At 58.7% G+C, this 23,436-nt stretch carries 24 protein-coding genes; 2 read left to right on the forward strand and 22 right to left on the reverse strand.

Annotated elements, in window-relative coordinates; all coding sequences use genetic code 11:
* Positions 1-9: 9 nt before the first annotated feature.
* The 22 genes from fliR to motA all read right to left on the reverse strand — a co-directional run bounded on the left by fliR (position 10) and on the right by motA (position 21,734).
* The gene (gene fliR / locus I3J13_RS03400) at positions 10-765 is read right to left on the reverse strand and encodes a flagellar biosynthetic protein FliR (protein ID WP_020812910.1); all 756 of its coding nucleotides are present in this window, start codon (positions 763-765) and stop codon (positions 10-12) included.
* Entirely contained in the window at positions 762-2,849 is a 2,088-nt protein-coding gene (gene flhA, locus I3J13_RS03405) for a flagellar biosynthesis protein FlhA (RefSeq protein WP_004432552.1), read from the reverse strand. The genes fliR and flhA overlap by 4 nt, the downstream gene beginning before the upstream one ends.
* A gap of 157 nt (positions 2,850-3,006) precedes the next feature.
* Positions 3,007-3,273 carry a flagellar biosynthesis protein FliQ gene (fliQ, locus tag I3J13_RS03410; protein WP_003503352.1) on the reverse strand — a complete coding sequence of 89 codons (267 nt, stop codon included), beginning with the start codon at positions 3,271-3,273 and terminating at the stop codon, positions 3,007-3,009.
* Positions 3,274-3,321: 48 nt separating this feature from the next.
* Positions 3,322-3,792 (reverse strand): flagellar hook assembly protein FlgD, encoded by a 471-nt coding sequence (flgD, locus tag I3J13_RS03415; RefSeq protein WP_020812913.1) that lies wholly within the window; start codon positions 3,790-3,792, stop codon positions 3,322-3,324.
* Entirely contained in the window at positions 3,783-4,232 is a 450-nt protein-coding gene (gene flbT / locus I3J13_RS03420; RefSeq protein WP_004432543.1) for a flagellar biosynthesis repressor FlbT, read from the reverse strand. The genes flgD and flbT overlap by 10 nt, the downstream gene beginning before the upstream one ends.
* Complete coding sequence (flaF, locus tag I3J13_RS03425) at positions 4,229-4,573, reverse strand: flagellar biosynthesis regulator FlaF (protein ID WP_004432537.1); 345 nt, start codon at positions 4,571-4,573, stop codon at positions 4,229-4,231. Before flaF ends, flbT begins: the two co-directional genes overlap by 4 nt.
* A gap of 34 nt (positions 4,574-4,607) precedes the next feature.
* Complete coding sequence (locus tag I3J13_RS03430) at positions 4,608-5,711, reverse strand: flagellar hook-associated family protein (protein WP_004432535.1); 1,104 nt, start codon at positions 5,709-5,711, stop codon at positions 4,608-4,610.
* A 3-nt stretch (positions 5,712-5,714) separates the two neighbouring features.
* On the reverse strand, positions 5,715-7,193 hold the full coding sequence (flgK, locus tag I3J13_RS03435) for a flagellar hook-associated protein FlgK (RefSeq protein WP_004432533.1): 1,479 nt from the start codon (positions 7,191-7,193) through the stop codon (positions 5,715-5,717).
* A gap of 22 nt (positions 7,194-7,215) precedes the next feature.
* Complete coding sequence (locus I3J13_RS03440; RefSeq protein ID WP_080852683.1) at positions 7,216-8,496, reverse strand: flagellar hook protein FlgE; 1,281 nt, start codon at positions 8,494-8,496, stop codon at positions 7,216-7,218.
* A gap of 105 nt (positions 8,497-8,601) precedes the next feature.
* The gene (locus tag I3J13_RS03445) at positions 8,602-9,273 is read right to left on the reverse strand and encodes a response regulator transcription factor (protein WP_004432529.1); all 672 of its coding nucleotides are present in this window, start codon (positions 9,271-9,273) and stop codon (positions 8,602-8,604) included.
* A gap of 282 nt (positions 9,274-9,555) precedes the next feature.
* Positions 9,556-10,122 carry a lytic transglycosylase domain-containing protein gene (locus I3J13_RS03450; protein ID WP_196378026.1) on the reverse strand — a complete coding sequence of 189 codons (567 nt, stop codon included), beginning with the start codon at positions 10,120-10,122 and terminating at the stop codon, positions 9,556-9,558.
* Complete coding sequence (gene fliK / locus I3J13_RS03455) at positions 10,070-11,431, reverse strand: flagellar hook-length control protein FliK (protein WP_196378027.1); 1,362 nt, start codon at positions 11,429-11,431, stop codon at positions 10,070-10,072. The genes I3J13_RS03450 and fliK overlap by 53 nt, the downstream gene beginning before the upstream one ends.
* Positions 11,428-12,705, reverse strand: a complete 1,278-nt coding sequence (gene motC / locus I3J13_RS03460; RefSeq protein WP_196378028.1) for a chemotaxis protein MotC — start codon at positions 12,703-12,705, stop codon at positions 11,428-11,430. Before motC ends, fliK begins: the two co-directional genes overlap by 4 nt.
* Positions 12,702-14,009: a MotB family protein gene (locus I3J13_RS03465; RefSeq protein ID WP_174056186.1), complete on the reverse strand. Its 1,308-nt coding sequence runs from the start codon at positions 14,007-14,009 to the stop codon at positions 12,702-12,704. The genes motC and I3J13_RS03465 overlap by 4 nt, the downstream gene beginning before the upstream one ends.
* A complete protein-coding gene (locus tag I3J13_RS03470; protein WP_196378029.1) occupies positions 14,006-14,662 on the reverse strand; it encodes a hypothetical protein in 657 nt (218 codons plus the stop codon). The genes I3J13_RS03465 and I3J13_RS03470 overlap by 4 nt, the downstream gene beginning before the upstream one ends.
* Positions 14,663-14,975: 313 nt before the next feature.
* The gene (locus tag I3J13_RS03475; protein ID WP_196378030.1) at positions 14,976-16,268 is read right to left on the reverse strand and encodes a flagellin N-terminal helical domain-containing protein; all 1,293 of its coding nucleotides are present in this window, start codon (positions 16,266-16,268) and stop codon (positions 14,976-14,978) included.
* 308 nt (positions 16,269-16,576) lie between these two features.
* Positions 16,577-17,014 (reverse strand): hypothetical protein, encoded by a 438-nt coding sequence (locus I3J13_RS03480; protein ID WP_004432518.1) that lies wholly within the window; start codon positions 17,012-17,014, stop codon positions 16,577-16,579.
* 5 nt (positions 17,015-17,019) lie between these two features.
* A complete protein-coding gene (gene flhB / locus I3J13_RS03485) occupies positions 17,020-18,102 on the reverse strand; it encodes a flagellar biosynthesis protein FlhB (RefSeq protein ID WP_004432517.1) in 1,083 nt (360 codons plus the stop codon).
* Between the two features lie 128 nt (positions 18,103-18,230).
* Positions 18,231-19,274, reverse strand: coding sequence for a flagellar motor switch protein FliG (fliG, locus tag I3J13_RS03490; RefSeq protein WP_020811423.1), 1,044 nt, complete (start codon positions 19,272-19,274; stop codon positions 18,231-18,233).
* Between the two features lie 27 nt (positions 19,275-19,301).
* Positions 19,302-19,841 carry a flagellar motor switch protein FliN gene (fliN, locus tag I3J13_RS03495; protein WP_035263929.1) on the reverse strand — a complete coding sequence of 180 codons (540 nt, stop codon included), beginning with the start codon at positions 19,839-19,841 and terminating at the stop codon, positions 19,302-19,304.
* Positions 19,842-19,905: 64 nt separating this feature from the next.
* Positions 19,906-20,865: a FliM/FliN family flagellar motor switch protein gene (locus I3J13_RS03500; protein WP_035263931.1), complete on the reverse strand. Its 960-nt coding sequence runs from the start codon at positions 20,863-20,865 to the stop codon at positions 19,906-19,908.
* Positions 20,862-21,734: a flagellar motor stator protein MotA gene (motA, locus tag I3J13_RS03505; RefSeq protein WP_004432509.1), complete on the reverse strand. Its 873-nt coding sequence runs from the start codon at positions 21,732-21,734 to the stop codon at positions 20,862-20,864. Before motA ends, I3J13_RS03500 begins: the two co-directional genes overlap by 4 nt.
* A 186-nt stretch (positions 21,735-21,920) precedes the next feature.
* On the opposite strand from motA, the gene I3J13_RS03510 reads away from it, so the two are divergent.
* Both I3J13_RS03510 and flgF read left to right on the forward strand, forming a co-directional pair.
* Positions 21,921-22,700: a DUF1217 domain-containing protein gene (locus tag I3J13_RS03510; protein WP_196378031.1), complete on the forward strand. Its 780-nt coding sequence runs from the start codon at positions 21,921-21,923 to the stop codon at positions 22,698-22,700.
* A 1-nt stretch (position 22,701) separates the two neighbouring features.
* The gene (gene flgF, locus I3J13_RS03515; protein WP_004432506.1) at positions 22,702-23,436 is read left to right on the forward strand and encodes a flagellar basal-body rod protein FlgF; all 735 of its coding nucleotides are present in this window, start codon (positions 22,702-22,704) and stop codon (positions 23,434-23,436) included.

Below are 23,436 nucleotides of genomic sequence, written 5' to 3' on the forward strand. Positions count from 1 at the left end.
TTCTCCCGATCAAAAACCGATGAAGACCGGGCCGAAACCATCCACGAATTGGCGGATGAGGGCCGCGACCGACAAATAGAGCATGAAAAGCCCCCCCGCGAGAACGAAGGGAGTCGAGATAAAGAAGACCGGAATCTGCGGCGCGAGCTTGTTGATGAGGCCGACCGCGACGTTGAACATCAAGCCGTAAATCACGAAGGGGCTGGCAAGCCGAAGCATGATCGAAAAGGAGGCCCTGAGCGTGTCGGTCAGCGTAATCAGCATCTTCTGGCCGCTGATCAGCGCACCGACCGGCGTGGCGGTGTAGGAATCCACCAGCGCCTTGAGGACGATATGGTGGAAATCGAATATGAACAGCACCAGCAGGCCGCCGAAGGTGATGAAGTTGGATATCTGGTTTTCCTGCACGTCTTCGATAACATCTGCACCGCCCGGCGCACTGAGACCGATGGAAGCGCCGATGAGCGCACCGGTGAACTGGAAACCGAGGGTGTAGAACCGCGCGATCAGGCCATACATCGAACCGATGACGACCTCGGTAAAGATGAGACCGACGACCGTGCCCTGGCTCGCGCCGGAAACTTTCGGATAGATCGTGTCCCACAGCACGGGCAGAAGCGCCATGGACACCGCGACGCACAGAAGCATGCGAATCTGCGGCGAAATGCGCGAGCTTGAAAAGCCTGGCATGGTCATGAAGCATGCGCCGATACGGCAGATGGCAAGGAACAATGCAATGATTGTCCCCTGCGGGTCGGTTATCATGAAATGGCGCCCAGAATCTTGATCTCGAGACCCTTGGCCAGTTCCACATGCGAAAGAACCGGCAGGGTCGCAAAGAGTCGCTCGATAATCATGCGCACATAGGACCGCGTTTCCGGCGAGGTTACAAGGACAAAGGGTAGCCCGCGATCCATGAATTCACGGATAACTTTGGATGCCTGCTCGGAAAACTCCTCGAGATGGCGGGGATCGATGTCGAATTCGACGATTTCGCCCTTCTGGTCGCGCTTCAGCGCCTGGTGGAAGACCATGTCCCACTTGTTGCCGAGGCGCAGGACGCGCAACACGCCATTGTCGGCAAGATCGCCGCAGAGCTGCTGCGACATGCGTACCCGCACATGTTCGACAATCTGTTCCGTCTTGCGCACATGCGGCGCAAGTTCGGCGACCGCTTCGAGAATGAGATGCAGGTTGCGGATCGATACGCGTTCGGCGAGCAGCAGTTTCAGCACCGCCTGCAGGCCGGAATAGGACATGTGCGACGAGCAAATCTCGTCGGCCAGCTTCTTGTATTCGGGATCGAGCCTGTCGATGAGGATTTTGACGTCCTTGTAGGACAGGAGCTGCGGCAGGTTGTTGCGGATGACTTCGCTCAGATGCGTCAGCACCACGGAGACATTGTCGATCGGATGGAAGCCTTCGCGCTTCAGATCCTCGGTGAAGGTTTCGAGAATCGAGACGGCGGGCATGCCGAAAGCGGGTTCGCGGATTTCGTCGCCGGGAATGCTCGGCTTGCGCCCTGCCCCGGTCACGACAAGAACGTCGCCGACGCGCAGGTTGCTGGACGCGATGGTCGTGCCGTGAACGCGGATCTGATAGGCCTTTTCCGGGATCATGATGTCGTCGGAAACCTTGATCTCGGGTACGACGAAACCGTATTGGGTCGCGAATTTCTTGCGCATCTTGCCGACACGGAAGGCCAGTTCCTGATGCGCCCCGAGAAGGCGGGTGGAAACCTGCTTGCCGAGCGCCAGTTCGATCTCGGCCGTCTTCAGCACCTGCTTGACCGAATCCTTTTCCGCCTCGGTGGTCTGGAGAACCTTGTTCTCCTCTTCCTGACGCCGCAGCGCGCTTTCGGCCTCCGCCTGGCGCGGAATATACCAGCTGCCGAAGGCCATGATGCCGCCGAGGAAGATGAAGGGCAGGAAGGGAAGGCCCGGAATGATGGCGAGCAGTCCCATCAGCATGGCCGAGACCATCAGCGCGCGCGGATAACCGCTGAGCTGATTGACGACCGCCTGGTCCGTCGAGCCGGCGGTGCCGCCGCGCGAGACCAGAAGGCCGGCTGCCAGCGATACGATCAGGGCCGGGATCTGCGAGACGATACCGTCACCGACCGAAAGCTTGACGAAAACGTCGGCCGCTTCGCCGATGGGCATGCCGTGGCGGAAATAACCGATGATGATGCCGCCGAAAATATTGATCGCGGTGATGATGAGGCCGGCAATGGCGTCGCCACGCACGAATTTCGAGGCGCCGTCCATCGAACCGAAGAAGGAGCTTTCCTCTTCCAGCTCACGGCGGCGGCGCTGCGCTTCCTTTTCGTCGATGATGCCGGCGGACAAATCCGCATCGATCGACATCTGCTTGCCGGGAATGGCGTCCAGCGTGAAACGCGCGCCGACTTCGGCGATACGCGTCGCACCCTTGGTGATGACGATGAAGTTGACGGTAATCAGGATCAGGAAGACGATCAGACCGATCACGAAATCGCCGGACATGACGAGGCTGGAGAAGCCCGCAATCACCCCGCCCGCCGCCGTCGGCCCTTCATTGCCGTGGGAAAGGATAACGCGCGTCGTCGCGATGTTCAGCGACAGGCGGATCATCGTCGCGATCAGCAGCACGGTCGGGAAGGACGAGAAATCCAGCGGTCGCTGAATCCAGAGCGCCACCATGAGGATGAGGACCGAAAGCGCAATCGAAAAGGCCAGACCGATATCCACCAGCATGACCGGAATGGGCAGGAAGAGAACGCAGAGGATCGCCACGATGCCCAGTGCGAAACCGATGTCACGCGTGCTCGGACTGACCTTGGGCAGGGAGATGACTGGTGGTTGCGCCATAAATTCGTCCTGTCTCTTCATGAGAAGGGCGACGGAAAAGCCGCCGCACGGTTCCACGGCACCGGTTTTCGAAAAGCGCACGCAATTCGGCCCGATGCTTTCCGCCTATCCCTAGCGGCTGAAGCTTGCGCGAAGGTGGCATCCGCAGCGGACGGCGTCAGAAGCCGGACTGGATGCGGGAAAAGACGAGATTGGAAAAGAGCGATATCTGCGCGCCCACGAAGGGGGCGGCGACGCCGAGCACGAGCATGATCGTGACGATCTTGGGAACGAAGGTCAGCGTCATTTCCTGAACCTGGGTCAGGGCCTGAATGAAGGCGATGACGACACCGACGATCATGGCGGCGAGAACCGCGGGACCGGCCGCGACGAGAACCGTCCAGACAGCCGCCTGCATGATGTCAAGCGCATCGGCCTCGTTCATCGTCGCATCCTCAATCCGGAAAGGCGGCGTCATGCCGCCTCTTCAATGTCAGGAACCGGTCGCGCTATCCGAATCGGTTCCGCTATCAGATGTACTCGTAATCGGGCCGTTGGAGAAGGTCACGCCGGCCTGCAGCAGCACCTTGTCACCAGCTTCGGTGATGGCGACAACGCCGTCCGAATAGACCTCGACTTCCTTCACCACGCCGGTGACGGTGTCGTCGGCGCTCTTGACGGTCTTGCCGACCAGATCGGAGGCGCGCGTCAGGGCTTCCGCCTGAAGCATGCTCTTCAGATGGGTGTTGGTCTTGATGGTCTGCTCGACCTGCGAGAAGCTTGCGAGCTGCGACATCTGCTCACCGGCATCCATCGGGCTGGTCGGATCCTGGTTCTTCATCTGGGCGATGAGGAGCTTCAGGAAGCTGTCGTAGTTCAGCGACGCCGCGCTGCTGTCGGAGCTGCTCGCCCCGGCATTGGCCCAGGGATTTGACGCTGCCGAAGTGACTGCATCTACCGCCATGGTGCGATCTCCTTGCGAATCTGTTCGATCGTTGCGGGGGTCATTTCCTGATTGTTGAGGATTTTTTCCTCGATCGGGTAGAGACCGCGAATGGCCTTCAGCGCTTCGAAAGCCTTGCCCGAGGCAACCAGCCCGTCGATCCGCTTGAGTTCCGCCAGAACCTCATCATGCTGGAAGCAGTTCAGCAGCATGCTGACCGACTTGCGGAACATGTTGGTGGACTGTTCGCGCCCTTCCGGGTTGATGAGGATCATCTGCGCGATGAAATAAAGCTGTCTGAGCGGTGTCGTCGCCTGATCGGGCTGCAGAACGTGGTTTTCAAGCAGGAACGTGACATCGTTCAGGAATTCGAGCGCCACCTTGCGATCCACACGCAGAACCGCGCCGTTGATAAAAATCTTTTCGCCCGATTTCAGCGAAATCCGAAGTGTACTTTTCATTTCAGTCCATCCCTGATGATGGTTGTCACGTCAATTATGCCCTGGAAATTCGTCGACTGACGTTTCCGGATCAGTTCGCACTCTTTCAATATCCAGATCGCGATGGAAATCAGATTGGCCCTGAGCTCCATGGCAAGCTGGTTGTCGGGTTGCTTGAGATCCTCAATGAAGCGGATCCAGACCCGTCGAGTGTAAAAAAGCGCTTCGATCGTGTGGCGCTGCGAAGAGGAATCCCTTGCCTCCACCAGAAGGTCGATCGATTTTGTCAACGCCTGCCGCTCGCGATCCTTCGCGTTGGCGACACCATCCTCCATGATTTCGGCGTAGGAAAACTGGTACATTCATGTATCCTTTATCTGCCGCCACCCCTGTTCATCAGAGGTAGTTCACCAGACTCATTTTTTGCAGACGCGACGTGAGGCTGTATGCGATTTCAATCTGCTGCTGCAGCAGATCGAGGCGGGTCTTCGCCTCGTAGGTATCGATCCCCTCAATATCCAGCAGATGCGTTTCGATGATCTTCTTCTGGGCTGCCAGCGAATCATTGGCCTTCGAAACGCGGCTTTCGGAAAGGCCGAGCTGGCTTTGCTGCTGGTTCAGGCCACTGATGGCGGTGCCGATATTGGTCACCGATTTGGTCGCCACCATTTCGCGAACGCCGCTATCCACCTTTTCGTCGAGGAAGGTCATCGCCGTCATCGCCGTCAGTGCAAAATAACGCATGCCCTGCGAATTGCTGTTGCTGGAGGTTTCCACGACCTCGTTCTGGCTGATGCGGCTCGTCATGTTGGTGTCGCTCGCCTTGGAGCCGAAGGTCGTCCAGAAATCGTAGTTCTGGCCAGCCGTCAGGCTGCTATGGGGCGGGTTCGTTACCGTCGTGGTGCCGTTGAACACACCTTCGATATGGGTCATGAAGGCTTCGGCCTGGGTCTTGGACAGGCCGGTGATATCGCCAACCGCCGGCGTCTGCGCCGCCATGAATGCGTTCAGCTCGGTCTCATAGGCTTCCTTCAGGGTAGACCCTTCAGCGAAATAGTCATCGACGGGCTTCACATCCGTATTGATGCCGGAGAACAGAAACTCGCCATTGACCGCCGTATTGGCGAAGCTGGTGAAATTGTTGAAGGCATTCGAGATGGTTTTGGCGACCGTCGTCAGCGTCGGCGCTTCGCTGCTGGTATTGGGGACAAGAACCTTCTGAATTTCCTGTGCGGCCTGCGCCATGCCGTCCAGCGCCGTCTGCGAGGATTTGAGACGTTGCGTTGCAATCGAATTGACGCTGACCAGCGAGGTAATGCGGTCGATATCGCGATTGAGATCGAGGCTGCGGGCGGTGTTGGCGCCCAGCGTCACGCCGAGATCGGCATGCTTGCCCGTCGTCAGCTCGGTATTGAGATTGGTCATCTCGAGCTGAGCCTTGAGGATGGTGCTGCGCATGCTGTTCTGCATCGCCAGCGATGAAATGAATGACGTTTTCATCGTTTACCTCACCATGTCCATCAGGGACTTGAGCATTTCGTCAACGGTCGTCACCAGTTTGGTCGCGGCCTTGTAGGATTGCTCGATATCCATGAGCAGCGACAGTTCCTCGTCCAGGCTGACCGCCGTATTGTTCGAATAGGACGTCGCGGAGCGCTCATAAAGCGCGCTTTTCGCTTCGTTGGCAGAAGTCGCGCCGGAACGTTCCTGTTCGAGCCACCCCATCGAGTTGGTGCCGTATTTCAGGATGCTGGTATTCGTATCGATACGTGTCGACGCGGCAAAATTCATGGGCGCGTCGAAAGCAGTAACATAGCTGCGGATCAGCTCGGAGAAACCGGTTCCCCCCGACGCTGCGGTATTGATCACGTAATCGGTACCGTTGATACCGCCGTCACGCAACAATTCCGGATTGCCACCTTTGGAAATAATTAACGCCGGGTTGACGGTAATGCTGGCTGCGAGCCCGGGAGAGACAATCCCGTCTGCCGGAATGGTCGTCGCCGCCGGCGAGCCGTAGGTGAAGAGACCCGGCATATCCGGCAGGCCGCTGGTCGCGTCGGCCGGCTTTTCCGCAAACATGGTGATGAGGCCGCGGGCGATTTCGTCGAGCTGGCTCTGCATTGTCGGCGCCAGATCGTCACGAACCTGCATCAGGCCCTGAAGCGAGCCCTCAGACGTCGTGTTGCTGCCGCTTCCTGCCTTCAGCGCTACGCCATCGACATAGATTGCGTTGCCCGTGGTCGTCGCATCAAAACCCGGCTGCGTCTTGAAGGTGACGCTGCGCGGCACGATTTCGAACAGCGTCGCGCCATCCGTCGTATAAAGCGCCACATCGTTGTTGGGGCGATTGACGACATTGATGCCGATGATGGAGGAAATATCCTTCAGAAGCGTCTCGCGCTGATCGAGAGCGTCGCTTGGATCGCCGCCGATCGCCGTCTGCGCCTTGACCTCGTTATTGGCTTCCTCGAACTTCGCAAGCAGCCCGTTCAGCTTGTCGACCTGAAGGGCGATTTCCTTGTCGGCGCGCAGACGCATCGCCTGCAATTCACTCGAGGCCTTGTTCAGGGAACTGGCGACATCGGTAGCCGAGGTGACGGCCGTTGCGGCCAGAGCGGCATCGCTCGGCTTGGCGGCGTAAGCGTCCAGGCTCTTCAGCAGTTCCTTCATATAGGTGGCCGGCGAACTCTCATAATCGTTGCCGCCGAAAATGCTCTTCATTTCCTCAAGACCGGTCAGAACCGTGCTCTGGCCGGAAGCAAGGGAAGAGCTGGAAATCGTCTGCCTGAGAAGACTTTCATTCTGGGCACGGCCGTTGGAGACGATACTCGCTCCAGCCATGGTCGTGCCGAGAATGGCGGTTCGCTTGACGTAGTTAGCATTGCCGACATTGGCAATGTTCTTGGAGGTAACGTCCGTCTGCTTACCTGTATTATTGAAAATCGACTGCGCAGTATTCATTGCTGACGTGAGCGACATTCATCTGTCCTCGTGAGAAGTATTATCTCTTCAGATTGATCAGGACGTCCATCAAATCCGATCCAGTCTGGAAGACTTTCGAATTCGCTGTGTAGATACGCTGGGATTCAATCATGTCGGTGAGTTCGCTGGCGATATCGACGTTCGAGCCTTCCAGCGCGCCCTTCTGGATGTAACCGAAGCTGCCCGACTGCGGGAAGCCGATGGTGACGACACCCGACTCGTTGCTCGGCAGATAGACGTTACCGTTCTGCGGGCTGAGATTGTCGACGCTCGGCACCGTGGCCAGCGCCAGCTGGTAAATGTTGCGGCGACCGCCATCCTGATAGACCGCCGTTACCACGCCATCCTTGCCGATTTCCACATCCTTGATCTGGCTCGGGCCATTGCCGTCCAGAACTGCAGTGCCAGGCGTAAACTTGGTCGAGAACTGCGTCATTTCAGACAGGTCGATGTTGATCGCCTGCGCCACGCCGCTGACCTGATCATTGATCGTAATCGAATTGTCCGAAGTGGTGGTGAGCTTGTTGGTCGCAGGATCGAATGTCAGCGTGACACTTTCCTGAACAAGGTCCGATGCTGGCGTAGCCGTATAGGGGAAACCGCCATTCGTCGACTGATCCTGACGATAAACCGCTACTTCCCAGGTATTGTCGCCGGTCTTGGTATAGTAGAAATCGTAAAGCACCTTAGCGCCACCGCTATCGAATGCCGTAAGCGAGGTCTTGTTACCGAACGTCGCAGTTGCGGAGTTGGTGCTTGGAAGCGATGCCGCCGCCACAGCCGTATCGTCACGGTTAAGATTGGCCGGGAAGCTGCCCTGCGTGGAGGGCGATGCCGTCAGGCCGAAATTATTGACGTTGATGGCTTCAAGACCCGTGAAGCCGTTGACGACAGCCGCCGGCGGGTTGGAACCGTAGGGATAACCCATCAGCTGGAAGCCAGCCGCGTTTTCCAGATACCCTTCCGAGTTCTTCACGAAAGAACCAGCGCGGGTGAGGTAGGGCGTGCCTGCACCGTCCTGAACCACGAAGAAGCCGTTGCCCTGAATGGCAAGGTCGGTGCTGGAGGTGGTGTAGGAGAGGTTGCCCTGCTCCGAAATGCTGTAGCGAACGTTGGACTGCACGCCGCCGGACGCATAGCTGCCCGACGAGGAGGGCAGAACGAGCGAGGAGAACGACGTCGATGCGCGCTTGTAGCCGGTGGTGCTTGCGTTGGCGATGTTGTCGCCCACGGTCCCCAGCTTGTTCGCCTGTGCATTCATGCCGGACACACCGGTTCGCATAGTGCCGAAAATACTCATTCAAAAACCCTCGTGGTCATCTTTCAGGGAGAAGGTAAAGCGTTTGGCTTGCGTGAAGCTGTCGGAAATACCGCGTTTGAAAAAGACCACGCGGGTCAATGAAAATCATTGCCAATCAATGCTGTAGCCGAGGAAACGTTTGGAATCGACCGGATCGTAGCCAAGCTTCTTGCGCAGCTTCTTGCGCAGCTTGCTGATGTGGCTTTCAACGACGTTTTCTTCGACGTCGTCATCGAAGATGCCGTAGATGGCATTGAAAATCTGCGCCTTGGAAACGCGGCGTCCGCGATTGGCGATCAAATATTCGAGGATGCGGCGCTCACGGCGCGGCAAGGGGAACACTTCACCACCCACTTCCGGGTCGCGGCCATCGGAGAAAACCCGGATCGGTCCAGCATCGGTGAAATTCGAGATGACCTGCAATCGGCGACGGATCGCCGCCGCACGTGCAAGAATTTCACGGGGGTGCACCGGCTTGCGCACGACGTCGTCGACGCCGCTGTCGAAAAGCGCCAGCGTCGATTCCAGCGAGGGCTGGTCGCTGACCGCGATCACCGGGGCCGTCGTGCGATCCCTGATCGCCTTCGGCAAAGAAAAGCTCCGGTCGCCCTGGCCGATCAGGAAGGCTTCCACAGCCGCAAGATCGCTTTCCGCCGCCGTCGAGACCCACTCCCCGAATTCGACCGGATCGAACCCGGTCGAGGGAATGCCCTCACGCCCAAATAGAGATGTATAGCCGTCTTTAACGAGCTCGCGCTCATCAACCACTACGATCATTCGTCCGCCTCCGAATCAGTGTGGTGTTTTCCAATGTGGCATTGGTACGAATCGGGCGATTCAGGGACAACTGTAGGAAATCATCGATAGATATTAATAATTGATTAACCATTTTGTGCCGATTTGATCTATATATAGTGGGTATTAACCATATATGGCACAAAATTTTTGTGTAGAAATTTCAAAATTCCGAAAAAACCGCTTGAAATGCCTTTTTTCGATCAATCTATCGCCACATTTCGAAATACGAGTCCTACGGCGCCTGAAAGCAATTTCAGGTTGTCAACCGTCGCAGAAATTTTTCGCGTTGGCGGTCCATTTCCCGTAGCCCGTCGCCACCAGATTGGCGATGACACGGCAGACATATTTCTTCTGCGCCGGGTCATTGTTGGGGCCGGCATGATAGCGCGCGACCGCCATGGTCCAGGTTTCATGCCTGTTGTGAAGGTTGCGCAGAAACATGGCGGCATATTCCACATTGCGGCGCGGATCGAACATTTCCCGCGCGGATGCGAAATTTTCGCCATGGAAATAATGATTTATCTGCATGCATCCGAGGTCGATCAGCTTGGCGCCGCTGCGCTTCGCCGCCTCAAAAGTGGTCAAAGCCTCCTCCGTGGAGGAGGCAAATACCGGTTTTCCTTCGATATTCATGGCGTTGGGGTCGAGACGCCCCTTGCGGCCCGTTTCGGTCAGCCCCACCGAATAGAGAATTCCCTCCGGCACGCCATATTTGCGTGCCGCCGACTGGATCTCTCTTTCACAGACACCTGACGTTGCCGAAGCGGACGCGTTCTCAGAGGTAGACGCCATTGTCAGCAGAAGAGCGGGCAGAGCCAAGAGCGCCATCCATGCCTTCATTATGCACCCCCAAATTATCGCCATTGCCTTGCCGGTCGCCCCGTGCTCCGGACTCGTCACGGTTGCGCCCGGCGGCGGCCTGCTGACCCTGCTGCTGCGCCTGCTGATTTTGCTGATTGTTGCCTTGTGTGCCCGTTTGGTCACTCTTGTCGGAAGAAGCGATGCTGATGGTGATGTTATCGACCGTCAGACCCTGCGCCTTGAGGCCATCGAGGATGCTCTTGCTGTCTTCCTGGAGCTTTTTATAGGCTGCAACACTCTCCACCGTCATGTGGACGGCAAGCTCGTCACCGGCAAGACGCAGCGACATTGTCACCGATCCAAGCTCGATCGGCGTCATGTGCAGCTTCAGCGTATGGACGACCTTGCCGGTGCTGCTCTGGGCCGCCGCATTGGAGAGCGACGAACCGGGCTGCATGGCGCTCACCCATTCCGGATCATTAACGATCAGGCCGGTCAGGGCCGAAGCGTTGGTCGAGGGCGCCAGGCCGATGAACCGCCGCGAATCGAGAACCGTTATGGTGTCGGCCGCCTTGCCGGTGCTTTCGCGTGCATCGAACTCGACACGGCCTTCACGCTGAACGGTGCTCATATCCAGAGCCCGGGCCGCGCCTGAGCGCGGAGACGAAAAACGGAATGCCGAGGCATCGCCCTCGTTTTCCGAAGCAGAACCCGCCTCGTTACCGGCTGGTGCGATCCCTGTCGGCATGTCCTTGACCGAATGCTCGACCTTGCCACGGACAGGCTCAGCGCGTTCTGATTTCACCGTGTCGGCCTTGCCGGCAATCGCCTGGGCAATTTCCTCAAGCGGTGTCTTGGCCGTCGCCATATCGGCGGCATTGGCCGTCACCAGCTGCAGTTCCGCCAGCTTCGGATCGATCGTATCGTCCGTCACCTCGGCGTCCTTGTCGGCGTCGTCCTTGAGCTTCTTGCCGGGCTTGCCGTTTTCCGGCGTTGTGCGGGCCGTTTTCACGGCGCTCTGAAACTCGGCCACCGTCTCCTGGGCACGACCTTCGCCGGCATGCTCATTGACGATCACATTGAGAAATGTTGCGGGCCGCTTGACCGGGACATCCATCTTTTCCGCCTCGCCATCGGGCTGCGCCTGCTGTTCTTCAGCCGGGTTCTCGTCCTGCTGATGCCGCGAATGCAGCGCCTGCGGCGGGCGCTCGTCCCGAACCGTGGAAAGGGCATCGCCGAAACTGCCGCCCTTGGCGTCGTCCCTGGCATTGGCGCTGCCGGCGCGCGGATCGGATGGCGGCGCATTCACTATCGCGTTGATGGTTGCGTCGATCATGGTGCCCCCTCGCCTTTCTTCAACAGGCTGTCGATTTCATCGAGCTTGCTGCGACCGCTCGTCACGAGTTGCCGCACGTTATCGCCCTCGTCGTCAGCCTTCTGGGTTTCGACCCGCCATATGCTCCTTGCATCGGCAGCGTTCGCTTCGTTTTCGGGCGCATTCCGCCCGGTGTCCTTCGTGACCGCAGTGTCGGTCTCGACACCGGACTGCGGGGAAGGAGGACGAACCACCTGCTCGGCAATCGCCCTTGCCGCCTCCCGCAAGGCCCTGTCCCGATCCGAAAGCTGCGCTTCTGGAATCTGCCCTATTGTCTCGATTGCGCTCACCACATCGGGCGTGCCGATGTTGGAAAGGCTTTCATAGAGATTTGCCTGTACTTCCGGCTCACCCGGCAGCGCAGGAGACAGCGCCTTTGCCTTCAAAGCCGCCATGCGCGCCAGCGAATCCTTGCCGCTGATCGCCGCGAGGCGGGAAAGCCGAAGATAGGCTTCCTTCTGCCGCTCGGTATCCATCATGGCGAAGGTTTCCTGTATCGCCTCCTCGCCAATGGAATCGGCGCGCTTAACCACCAGCGAGACCAGAAGGTCAGCGAACTGGCTGGCATAGGGCGAATGCAGGAACCGGCGCGCATAACGCTGCGCATAATCGACGCCGCGTGCCGCATCGCCATCCTCGACCGCGATGGCGAGCGAACGGCGCAATGCCGCCTCCTCGACGATCGTGCCCGGCGCTTCGAGCCGGGCGATATCGTAAAAACCAAGCGCCGCCAGTGGATCGCGCGGGATCGTCACATTACCGCCGATCAGCGCCAGATAAGCGCCAATCCGCTTGCCGCGATATTCAGGCACCATGGCCGCAATACTCTGCGCGACCAGCGTTCCCTTGCCGGAGAGGTATTTACGCAGGATATCGGCAACGCGGCTGTCGAAATTGCCATCCACATCACGCGCGACCAGCAATTCCAGCGTAGCCGGATTGCCGCCGCTCATCGCATAGATAAGCGCCGCATCGACATTGCGCGGATCCTTGAAGATCGCCGAAGGCGCGCTCTTCAGCCTCTCGTCGATGGTCTGGAGTAGAAATCGCTGCATTTCCGAAGCGGAATGGTCGCCCATGGCGACCGAATCCTGCACGAATTGCAGGGAGCGCAGCATGGCATAGGGCATGAGATTGTCTTGCGACTGCGAAAACGCCCTGCCCGGCTCGGAGCCGAGACCGCAAAGCGTCGCCGCAAGAAGAAGCCAGCGTTTCGAGGTTTTCGTCACACTCACCCCCGATCGGCCTCAAGCAGAATTTCGATGCGGCGGTTGGCGTCCGCCAGAGGGTCCGCCGGCACCTGCAATCTGCGGTCCGCAAAACCCGAGACCTGCTTTACCCGCTCTTCCGACAGGCCGCCGCGCACCAGCATGTAATAGGCGCTGTGAGCGCGATCCATGGAAAGCCGCCAGTTGTCATTGGCCTCGCCCTTGAACTGCCGTCCGTCAGTATGGCCGCGTATCACCACGCTGCCACCGCGCTCCTGAAGCAGTTTGCCGATTTTTTCCATGGCCAGAACCATTTCACGCCGGGGAACGGCCGATCCGATGTTGAACATCGGCGTTTCCGTCTGGTCGGAAATGGTGAGCAGCAATCCGCCTTCGGCCGGCGTCACCACCAGACCTTCGGAAAGCTTGCCGGTAATGCCGGATATCTGCTTCTCGATCTCCTCGCGCAGCGTGTCGGCCTTTTCCCAGTCGGCGTCGCTGGCCTTTTGCTCTGCATCGCTTGCCTGGCGCGGCTCATCCGGCTTTGGCTGCGCGAGCGCAGCCTGCTCGGCGGCATCCGGACGCTGCTGCGGCACAACGGCGGCGACTTCCATCGGTTTGCCGTCTTCCGCCTTGTCGGCCGGGGTCTCGGACGCCTTGAGCGCGACCGCCTGAGCGTTTTCGGCCGCATCCTCCTGCTTGCTCTCGGCAACTTGCTGCTGTTCAACCGGTTTCTGCGGCTGATCGGCCCGGGTGATTTTCACCTGCTGGGTCCAGAAATCGGGATCGAACGGATCGCGATAGGCTTCACCGCCGCTTGCGCCCGTCGCCGGGCCGGAATCGGCGGCACCGCCCTCGCCCTTGGCGCTGACATTGGCCTGCTGGCCCACCTGCTGGGCGATTTCCGCCAGCACGGAATAGGGATTTTCGAAAAAGTCCGCCTCGGAAAAGTTCGACTGCTCACCGGTCTGCGAGGTCAGGTCTTCGCCCGTCGCCGCGGCGGAACCTTTGGTGACCTTTTCCGCCTGGATGTTGGACTGGTCCTTCTTCTGGACGCCCTCTTCCTTGTCCACCGGCTTTTCCAGCCCCTTGGACGAGGGTTTCTCATCGGACAGCTTGATCGGATTGAAATAGCTGGCGACCGAGGCCTTGGTTTCCTCATTGGCGGCATTGACCAGCCACATGACGAGGAAGAACGCCATCATCGCCGTCATGAAGTCGGCATAGGCGATTTTCCACGCACCGCCATGGGCGCCGTCATGACCGCCCTTGTGGCGCTTGACGATGATGATCTCGTTTTTACCGTGGTGGTGATTTTCGCCTTCACTCATTTCATCACCTTGCGAAGACTGGACGCCCAGGCGGACATGCGCGTCACGAACACGCTTTCACCCAACTCGACGGAAAGATCGATATCGGTGGTCTCGGTAAATTTCATCGTTTCTTCTTCAAAGCCCGGCTGGGTCTTCAGCCGCTCGAACAAATCTTTCGGGCCTTTCACGACAAGCGTGATCCCTTCGCCATCCGGCATGGCGCTACGCACCACATCCGCCAGCGCCGAGACCGCCTTGAGCGACAGCTTTTCCGTCAGGAGCGGAGCAAGGATATTGGCGGTCTGTTCGCTGAGATTGGCCGCAATCGCATCAATGCCCTCGCGCAGACCATGGGACAGGGAGGCCGCGATTTCTTCGAGGTGCCCCGAACGCAGGGCCTCCAGCTCGGCCGCATGGGCAGCGATCAGCTCTTCCCGCTCCGCCTGCATCTTCTCTGTGATCTCGCGGGTAGCATCTTCGCGGCCGCGGTCATAGGCCGCCTGTTTCTCGCTCTCCACATCGACGGGAGCAAATTCGTCGAAACCGGAAGCGCCATCGGCAAAACCGGACAGGAAATCTGTGTCGGCCAACGGGTCGCCGAAGGCCTGCGCCGCCGGTTGCGGTTGCGCTTCACCGAAGTCCTTGAGAAACCGTGCAATGGACGCGCTCATGCCTGCCCCCGGCAAAACAGGAGAAAGGGGCCAGACATGTTTCGTTGCCCGCGCGAATCGCAAAAGCCTCGCCGCATTTCCGGACGGAAAACCGGGGTCCACTTTTCCTGGAAATGCTCTAAGCCGTTTGGCGGCACCACCGTCATCCTTGCTACCCTGCCCGTCTCTTCCACGTTTCCCGGCCGGATCACGCCATGCGATCCGCCCCATATTGACCCGACGTTAGGTGTTCAAACTTGTGCGAGGATGAAGGCGGGCTCGATCAGGAAGCCTGCGCCCATTCATCCCCGCGCGCCCACGCCGGCCAGACCCGTTACTTGAAGAGCTGGAGGATATTTTCCGCATTGGCGTTGGCGATGGAGAGCGCCTGGATGCCGAGCTGCTGCTGCGTCTGCAGCGCTTTCAGCCTGGTCGATTCCTCGTTCATGTCGGCATCGACGAGACGGCCGATGCCCTTGTCGATCACATCCATCAGGCTGGAAACGAAGTTGTCCTGCATGCTGATGCGGCTCTGCAGCGAACCCAGGCTGGAAGCCGTGCTGGTCATCGCCTCAAGCTGCCCGTCGACGAAGGACATCATCATGTCGATGGCGTCTGCGTCGGTATAGGTCGTGCCGCCGCCGGCAAAACCGCCCATGGCCGCGGCAACGATATCGAGATTGCCGAGATCGAGGGTGGAGACGGAAAAGCCGAGGGAACGATCGGCGGAAGCCGCTCCGCTGCTGGTATCGTAAAACCAGTCGTTGCTGCTGGTGTCGCGATAGGCGGGAGAAACGGTGGTGCCGCCGCTCGACGGATCCGTCCCCGTCACCTTGACCCATACATTTTCGGCAAGGCGGAGATAATTGGCGGTGCCGTCGCTATAGACATTCGGATCCGTATTCGTATCCGTCGTCGCGGCATTCAGCGCGCCGATTTCTGCGTCGGTGAGCTTCGGTACGACAAAACCCGCCTCCGTCGCCGTGCCGGCGGTCGTCGACGTCTGGGTGACTTCATATTCCGTCTTGCTGACGAAAACGGCGTTTTTGTCGAGAATACCGAGCTTTCCGCCACTGAGGTCGAAAAGCACGGTGCTGCCGTCGAGCGTATAGTCAACGGTGGTGACCCCGACATTGCCCGAGCCAGTGCGGGTGAAGGATGCGACGACCTTTTTGGTGATCGATTCTTCAACCGGCGGCGTGCCACCGTTGCTGATACTGGCCTGCAGCCAGTTTTCACCCGAGAAGGAGGCCGATTCGGAGATGCTTTTCAGCTGTTCCTGAAGCTGCTTGATTTCATCCTGAATCTTGCTGCGGTCGGCGCCCACGCCATAGGCGGCGACGAGCTTGGCCTTGATCTGCTTGACGACCTCGATCGTGCTTTCAAGCGCATCATAGGCGGTGTCGACCTTGGCGGCGCCCAGACCCAAAGCATCCTGCACGGCCGAAAGCGCATTATTGTCGGAGCGCATCGTCGTCGCAATGGACCAGTAGGCGGCATTGTCCGCCGCAGTCTCGACACGATAGCCGGAGGACACGCGCGCCTGCGTCGTTTCCAGATTCTTGTCGATCATCCGCAGGGTTTGCAGCGCGGCCATTGCCGCCGCATTGGTCAAAATGCTGGTCATGGGGTCCACCCAACTCAAAATTTAAGAAAAAATCCGGCGCTGTGCCGACAACGAGCAGGGGCATCATGCGCATCGGCAATGGCCTGAACCGACCACCGCGACCTGCCGTTCGTTAACAAATCGTTAATGCGATAGGTAACAAACAACGAGACTGATTTGCAAGGCGTTCCTCGCTTTCGCAGCCGGGTTTCGCATAAACCGGCAGGCTTCAGGCAAGCTCGGGTTAAAACGCACCGGAACGAGGCCGTTGCGCCCGCGATTTCGGCGCGCGCAACGGACATGACGGAAATAGGGAGCGGGTGATCCGGTTAAGCCGCTTCGCCCTGACGGGTGGGCACGAATCGGGCAGCCGTCAGGCTTTGACGAAGAAACTCGGTGTTCTCGTCCGGATTTTCGGAAGGGTTCTGAAACGAGACGTGATTGATCTCGATCGCCGCATGTTCGTTGGCGAGCGTCAATCGCGCATAGACCGTGGCGCCCTTCGGCTTCAGTTCGAGATCGAGGACGATCTCCGGCGCGCCTTCCCATTCGAGCTTATATTCGCCGCCGGCGCCGAAATTGATCGTACCGGGATGATAATAAAGCTCCGCAGCCGATGAAACGAGGTCGGCGATACTGCCGTAGCACTCGAATCGGAGCAGCGAAATCAGGTCGGCCGGGTCTAACAATCGAAGTTCGGTGGCGATCGGGTTGATCGCCTCTGCGACGATCATTTCCCGCTGTTCGGAATAGGCGGATTTTTTCATTGGTTTTATTGAACCCGTATTTTCGATGACTTCATGGCGTAAACCCGGTGAACGAGCTCAGCCACAGCCTTGTAAAAGACTGGTGGAATCACACTATCTACCGAGACTTGCGCAAACATGGAGCGTGCAAGCGGCGGGTCTTCAAAAACGGGGATATTGTTTTCTTCCGCAATCTCGCGGATTTTCAATGCGATAAGGTCCTGACCCTTGGCGACGACAACAGGTGCGTCGCCTTCTTCGCGAACATAACGCAGCGCCACCGCAAAGTGTGTGGGGTTGGCGATGACAAGTGTGGCGCGCGGCACATTGTTGATCATGCGGCGGCGGGCACGGTCGCGGGCGATGGAGCGCTGGCGGGATTTGACCACGGGGTCGCCCTGCGACTGCTTGTATTCTTCCTTCACCTCATGCTTCGTCATTTTCAGCTGGCTGAACCAGTGGTGGCGCGTCCACAAAACGTCGACGGCGGCAAGCAGCGCGGTCGAAAGCAGAATCACGACCATCATCTTTTTGACGATCTCGACGACGCGGACGAAAATCACCTGCGGATCGGAGAACATCAGATCGATGAGGCTGTAAAAATCGCCACGCAAAGCAAGGAACATGATGACCGAGACGATCATGATCTTGAATACGGATTTGCCGAATTCAACGAAACCCTGCTTGCTGTAGATGCGCGTGAAGCCCTTCGCCGGCGAGACGCGCGACCATTGCGGACGCACCCGCTCAAGCACCGGCGACGGCAGGTTCTGGAAAAACGACGAGGCAAGCCCGAAGACAATGAACATGATCATCGCCGGCATGAGCAGATAGGCCATCGAGGTGCCGAGAAAATACAATAGCGACAGGGCATCCGGTCGGGTGCTGAGGTCCCACTGTTCCGGCTGGCCGAACAGGTCCTTCAATGTGACGCCAAGACGACCGGCGCCATCGGGCAGGAAGAAGACCAGGTAACAATAAAAGGCAAGCGACGAGGCAAAGATCGGCACTTCGCGGGAAAAGGGAAGATTGCCCTTTTCCGCCGCATCGCGGAGTTTTTTCTCCGTCGGGGCTTCTGTTTTACTGTCCTTGTCCTGATCGTCTGCCAAGGCACGTCCCCGGGATCAAAAAAAGGCCCGCCGATCCCGGCAGGCCGTCATTCCCGAAACTAGCGTCCGTGACCGGCCATCGCAATGGCCGCTTCCGCCGTAAGGGCGGGTTATCAACCGGCTTCCGCTTAAGCCGCGGCCGGTTGTTCCTCCGCGGAGGCTTCCTTCAGCTGGATCTGGCCGGAATTGGCGAGCCGGATCGCTTCCTGCGCGACGGCGCGGCGTGCAATCGCCACTTCGCGGGTGTTGATCGAGGCCTGCGGCACCGCAAGATCCGATTCGATCATGCGGCGCTGGCGCGGGCTGATGCTGGAGAGCACGCATTCCTTGATTTCCATCGTGGCGCCGCGCAGCGCCATCGTCAGAACATCGGCCGAAACATCGTTGAGCAGCAGGACGCGGCTGCGCTGCGGCATGAACATGAGGTCGTCGAAGAGGAAGATCTTCGGCTTGACCTTGTTTGCGGCTTCCTTGCTGAGCGTCTCGAGCGAGCTGAGCAGCGTATCGACCTGCGGCTTGTCCAGTTCGTTCATCAGATCGGCAACCTTCGTGGAACCGCCGGCATTGCGCTCGGCTTCGATTTCGTTGATGAGGTTGACCACACGCTTCTCGATGATCTGGGCAGCCGTGGGGCTGACTTCCTTCATGTTGACGGTGCGGTTCATGATATCAGCGCGCTGCTCTTCCGGAATGGTCAGGAGAACCTTCGCACCGAAGGACGAGGGCAGCATGGAAAGAATATAAGCGATGGTCTGCGGATGTTCGCGCAGCAGGAACTTGCCGACGAATTCCGGCTCGGCTTCCTGCAGGCGGTCCCAGATCGATGCTTCATAGGCCTGGAAGGCGGCGCGGCGGCCAAGAAGGCTGTCCACCTCTTCAGGGGTGAGGCCTTCTTCGAGAATGCTCTCGATTGCCTTGGCATTGTCCATCAGACCCGTTCCTTCGGTGAACAGGTCCTCGAACTCGGCTACGATCTGGGCAAGTTCATCGGGAGGAATGACGCGCAGGGTCTGGGCCGAGGAAATGATCATCTGCAATTCGTGCTGCGTGAAAAATTTGAGCAGCTTGCCGGCGACGCCCTTGCCCATGGCAAGAAGCACCGCGGCCGCCTTGTCGGCCTGAGACAACGGCTTCCCTGCCAGGGGGTTACCGAAATCCTCGAAGTCCATCATGGTCTTTCCTCTCCGTCCCCACAGGGATCAGGCTTTTCGCGTACTCAGTACTTCAATCAATTTTACGCCGAAGCGCGTATCGTCGTCTTCCAGAACCGTTATTTCACCGCGCGCAATACGGCGGCCATTCACCATGATTTCGACCGGCTCGCCGATCTTGCGGTCGAGTGCGATCGTCGCTCCTTCTTCAAGGCTCATCAGCCCCGAAACGAGCATTCTGCTGGTGCCGAGAACGATCTGGACATCGATCGGGATGTCCATGATCATTTCCATGTTTTCGGACAATCCGCTGCCAAGCGGCGCCTTCACGCCCGCAACCTGCGGGGCGGCGGCAAAATCATCCATCCCGAAATCGGCCGTTCCGCCACCGAAAGCGGAAAGATCGGTATCCGTCGAAACCTCGTCCGTACTTCCGAAATCGCCGAAGTCGCCGAAATCGGAGAGCGAACCTTCCGCATCCGTCTTGAGGACGCCACGCAGATCGCCGATAGCCTGGTCGAGGTCGCCGCCGTCTTCAAACGACGGCAGCGCCGCATCATCGGTCACAGGTGTTTTCTTCGTAGCCATGCGCTGATTATTCCCTTTGAAACTTGCGTCAGCCTGCCCAAATCCCCGAAGGCCGGGCAGGATTTTAACCCATCAAATGTCGTAAGATCTCGTCGTCCGTGCTGACATTGTTCTTCACCCGAACCATGTAGCGGTCGCCGGACTTGCCGAATTCGCAATTATAGAGCTTGGAACCGTTGGCGCTGACCTCGACGCCGATATCGTCCTGCTTCAGAGACTGGAACGGAATGACGTCGCCGGCCACCAGCTTCGAGATCGTCCGCAGCGTCAGCGTTTCGAGCTTGATGCGCGCCTCGAGCGTGACCTGCGATCGCTTCACCTGCTCTGAAATCATCTCCATCCATTCCTCCTGCTTCTTCAGCGCCTGGGCTGAAGCCTTGGGGGCAACGATGGAGGTCTTGAGCAGGGGTCGCTGCGGCACGATCAGCGAGAATTCCGACGATACCTTGCCGATATCGATCTTCAGGCGGATGGTCACACCGTAAAGGCCGGCGATCATCTCGTCGAAGGCGCTTTTACCGTTGGAATTGAACGGCGGATCGATGGCCGCCTCAAAACCGCCCGGTGCGTTGACACCGGAGCGCAGGACACCCGCGATGCGGCCGAGAACCATGGCCGCGAGGTCGAGCTCGATATGGGACAGGCTGCGCTCGTCCGGTTCGCCGATCATGTCCGGCGACGCGCCCAGCATGCGCTCCATGAGCGCGATGACGAAGCCGTTGCCGACCGTCATCATGAAATTGGGGCACCAGTTGCGCAGGGAACAATCGGCAACCGCGACATTGCGCCCGACATTGGCGATGAGGTCGGTCATCAGTCCCGATTCGGAACCGACATATTCGACGTCGATCGCGATGCCGGTCTCGCTGTGGAAGATATCAGGCAGGAATTCGCTGTAGAGATGGCCGATATCGGAGCCGATCTTGGCGATCGTCTTGCGGTCTGACAACCCTCCCGTCAATTTTGCAAGCAGGGCGGTGTCGATGGCGGGTGCTTGTTGCGCTGCAGCTTTTGCCATCGTCATGCCGCCTTGTTTTCGCCGCCGGGGTTCATCATCTCCTGCTCGACGGCGTCAATCGACGGCCGCTCGTAGTTGGAGATGGTCTTGCGGCCGTATTCGAGTGCGACCTGCGGCACCGAGCCGTTCATGTAGGCGATCAGCGTCTGCTTGACGATGATGTAGAGGCGGTGCTGCTTGGTGCGGACGATTTTGACCTGCGACGCCAGCGGGTTGCAGATCGAATATGACAGGATGATGCCGAGCATGGTGCCGACGAGTGCGGCGCCGATCAGGCCGCCCAGCACTTCAGGCGATTCGTTGATCTTGCCCATGGCCTTGATGACGCCGAGAACCGCCGCGACGATACCGATGGCAGGGAAGGAATCGCCCATGGTGGTGATCGCATGATAGGGCTTCAGCTTGTCGTTCAGGATGGTCTCGATTTCCTCATCCATCAGCGCCTCGATTTCGTGGCTGCGGGCGTTGCCGATGATGATGAGGCGGACGTAGTCACAGATGAACGAGGTCAGTTCCTTGTTCTTCAGAACCGAGGGCGCGCTCTGGAAGATCGAGGATTCTTCCGGATTGTCGATATGGGCCTCGATCTCGTTGCGCGATTTCGTGCGCAGATCGCGCATCAGCGAATAAAGCACGCCGAGCACGTCGAGATAGTTTCGCTCCTTCGGGACCGAATGCTTGAAGGCCTCTCCGAGCGCCTTGCCCGAGTCCTTCACGACCTTCATGGGGTTCGCCATGATGAAGCCGCCGAGACCGGCGCCGCCGATGATCATCAATTCGAACGGCTGAATCAGCACGTCCAGATGACCGCCCATCGCCATATAGCCGCCGATGATGCAGCCGAAGGTGATTATAAGTCCAATTACAATATTCATTGATCGACCACGCCCGAACAGTGTTCCATGCCGCCATCTCTAAAAAATGTGGCTTGCGTGAACCTGTCCGCAAAGCCTCTCCCGCGCTGCCGCCTCCAGCCAGTTTCGCACAAGCAAGCCACGGCACTATGCCGGCAAAGGCGGACGTGCGCCTTGAGATCGGGATCAAACGAGAGCGGCGGTTCAGTGACTTCCACCTACACCAGCTACAGACTGATCAGTCAGGATATCGGCAAATCGCTTGAGCGGGTGTCGGAGCAGCCCGACGTGGCGCGCGAGACCGAATATTATCGCGCGAAGATCGGCGATGTGAAATCCATCGACGACTTCATGGCCGATACGCGCCTTTACAATTACACGCTGAAAGCCCACGGGCTCGAGGACATGGCCTATGCGAAAGCCTTCATCCGCAAGGTGCTGACGGAAGGCACCTCGGACAAGGACGCCTTCGCCAACAAGCTTTCCGACAGCCGTTATTCGGATTTTGCGAAGTCGCTGGATTTTGCCGGCCTGGGGGCCGCGGCAACCTCCACCGACGCCGCCAAATCGGGCGTCATCGGCAAATACACCCGCCAGACGCTGGAACAGGAAGCGGGCGACGACAATAACGGCGTCCGGCTCGCCCTTTATTTCGAACGCAAAGCGTCAACCATCACATCCGGCCTCGACTTTCTGGCGGACGATGCGCTCGCCCAGGTGTTTCGCACGGCCTACAACCTTCCCGACGAGTTTGCCGCAGCCGATGTCGACAAACAGGCGGCGCTCATCGAAAAAACCATCGATATCAAGGATCTGCAGGATCCCGAAAAGGTCGGCAAGCTGCTCGAGCGTTTCACCATCATGTGGGAAATGCAAAACCCCTCGACGACCTATGACCCTCTCGCCGTTTTCGGCTCCTCCAGCGGCTACGGCATTTCCCCGGACCTGCTGATCTCCATCAACTCCCTGAAACTCGGAGGCAAATGATATGCAATCCGGACTATACGTCGCCCTGTCCTCGCAGATCGCGCTGGAGCGCCGTCTCACCACCATTTCCGACAATATGGCGAATGTGAACACGGTCGGCTTCCGCGGCTCCGAAGTGAAATTCGACGAAATGGTCGCCAAGAACCACAATGACATGAATGCCCGGGTGGCCTTCGTTTCGCAGGGCAACGACTATCTCTCCACCCGCCAGGGCGCTTTCGAACAGACCGGCAACTCCTTCGATTTCGCTATCAAGGGCGACGCCTGGTTTTCGCTGGATACGCCCGATGGCCAGATTCTGACCCGCGACGGCCGCTTCACCATGCGTCCGGACGGCGCGCTCATCTCCTCGAACGGTTATCCCGTTCTCGATGCCGGCGGCGGTCCGATACAACTCAATCCGAATGGCGGCCCGATCACCGTCGGTCTCGATGGCGCCATCCGGCAGAACGAAAACATCGTCGCCACCCTCGGCATCTTCCAGGCGGATTTCTCGCAAGGGTTCCTGCGTCATCCCAATAGCGGCGTGAAGCCGGTGGCCCAGCCGGTTCCGGTGGTCAACAATCATGAAGTCGGCGTCGTTCAGGGTTATCTCGAACAGTCGAACGTCAACGGCATTTCCCAGATGACCCAGCTCATCCAGGTCAACCGCGCCTTTGAAAGCATCTCCTCGCTGATGCGCGATACCGAATCGACCTTCGGCGAAGGCATCAAGACGCTTGGCGGCGCGCGTTGA

The organism is Agrobacterium leguminum (assembly GCF_015704895.1).
Lineage (GTDB): Bacteria > Pseudomonadota > Alphaproteobacteria > Rhizobiales > Rhizobiaceae > Agrobacterium > Agrobacterium leguminum.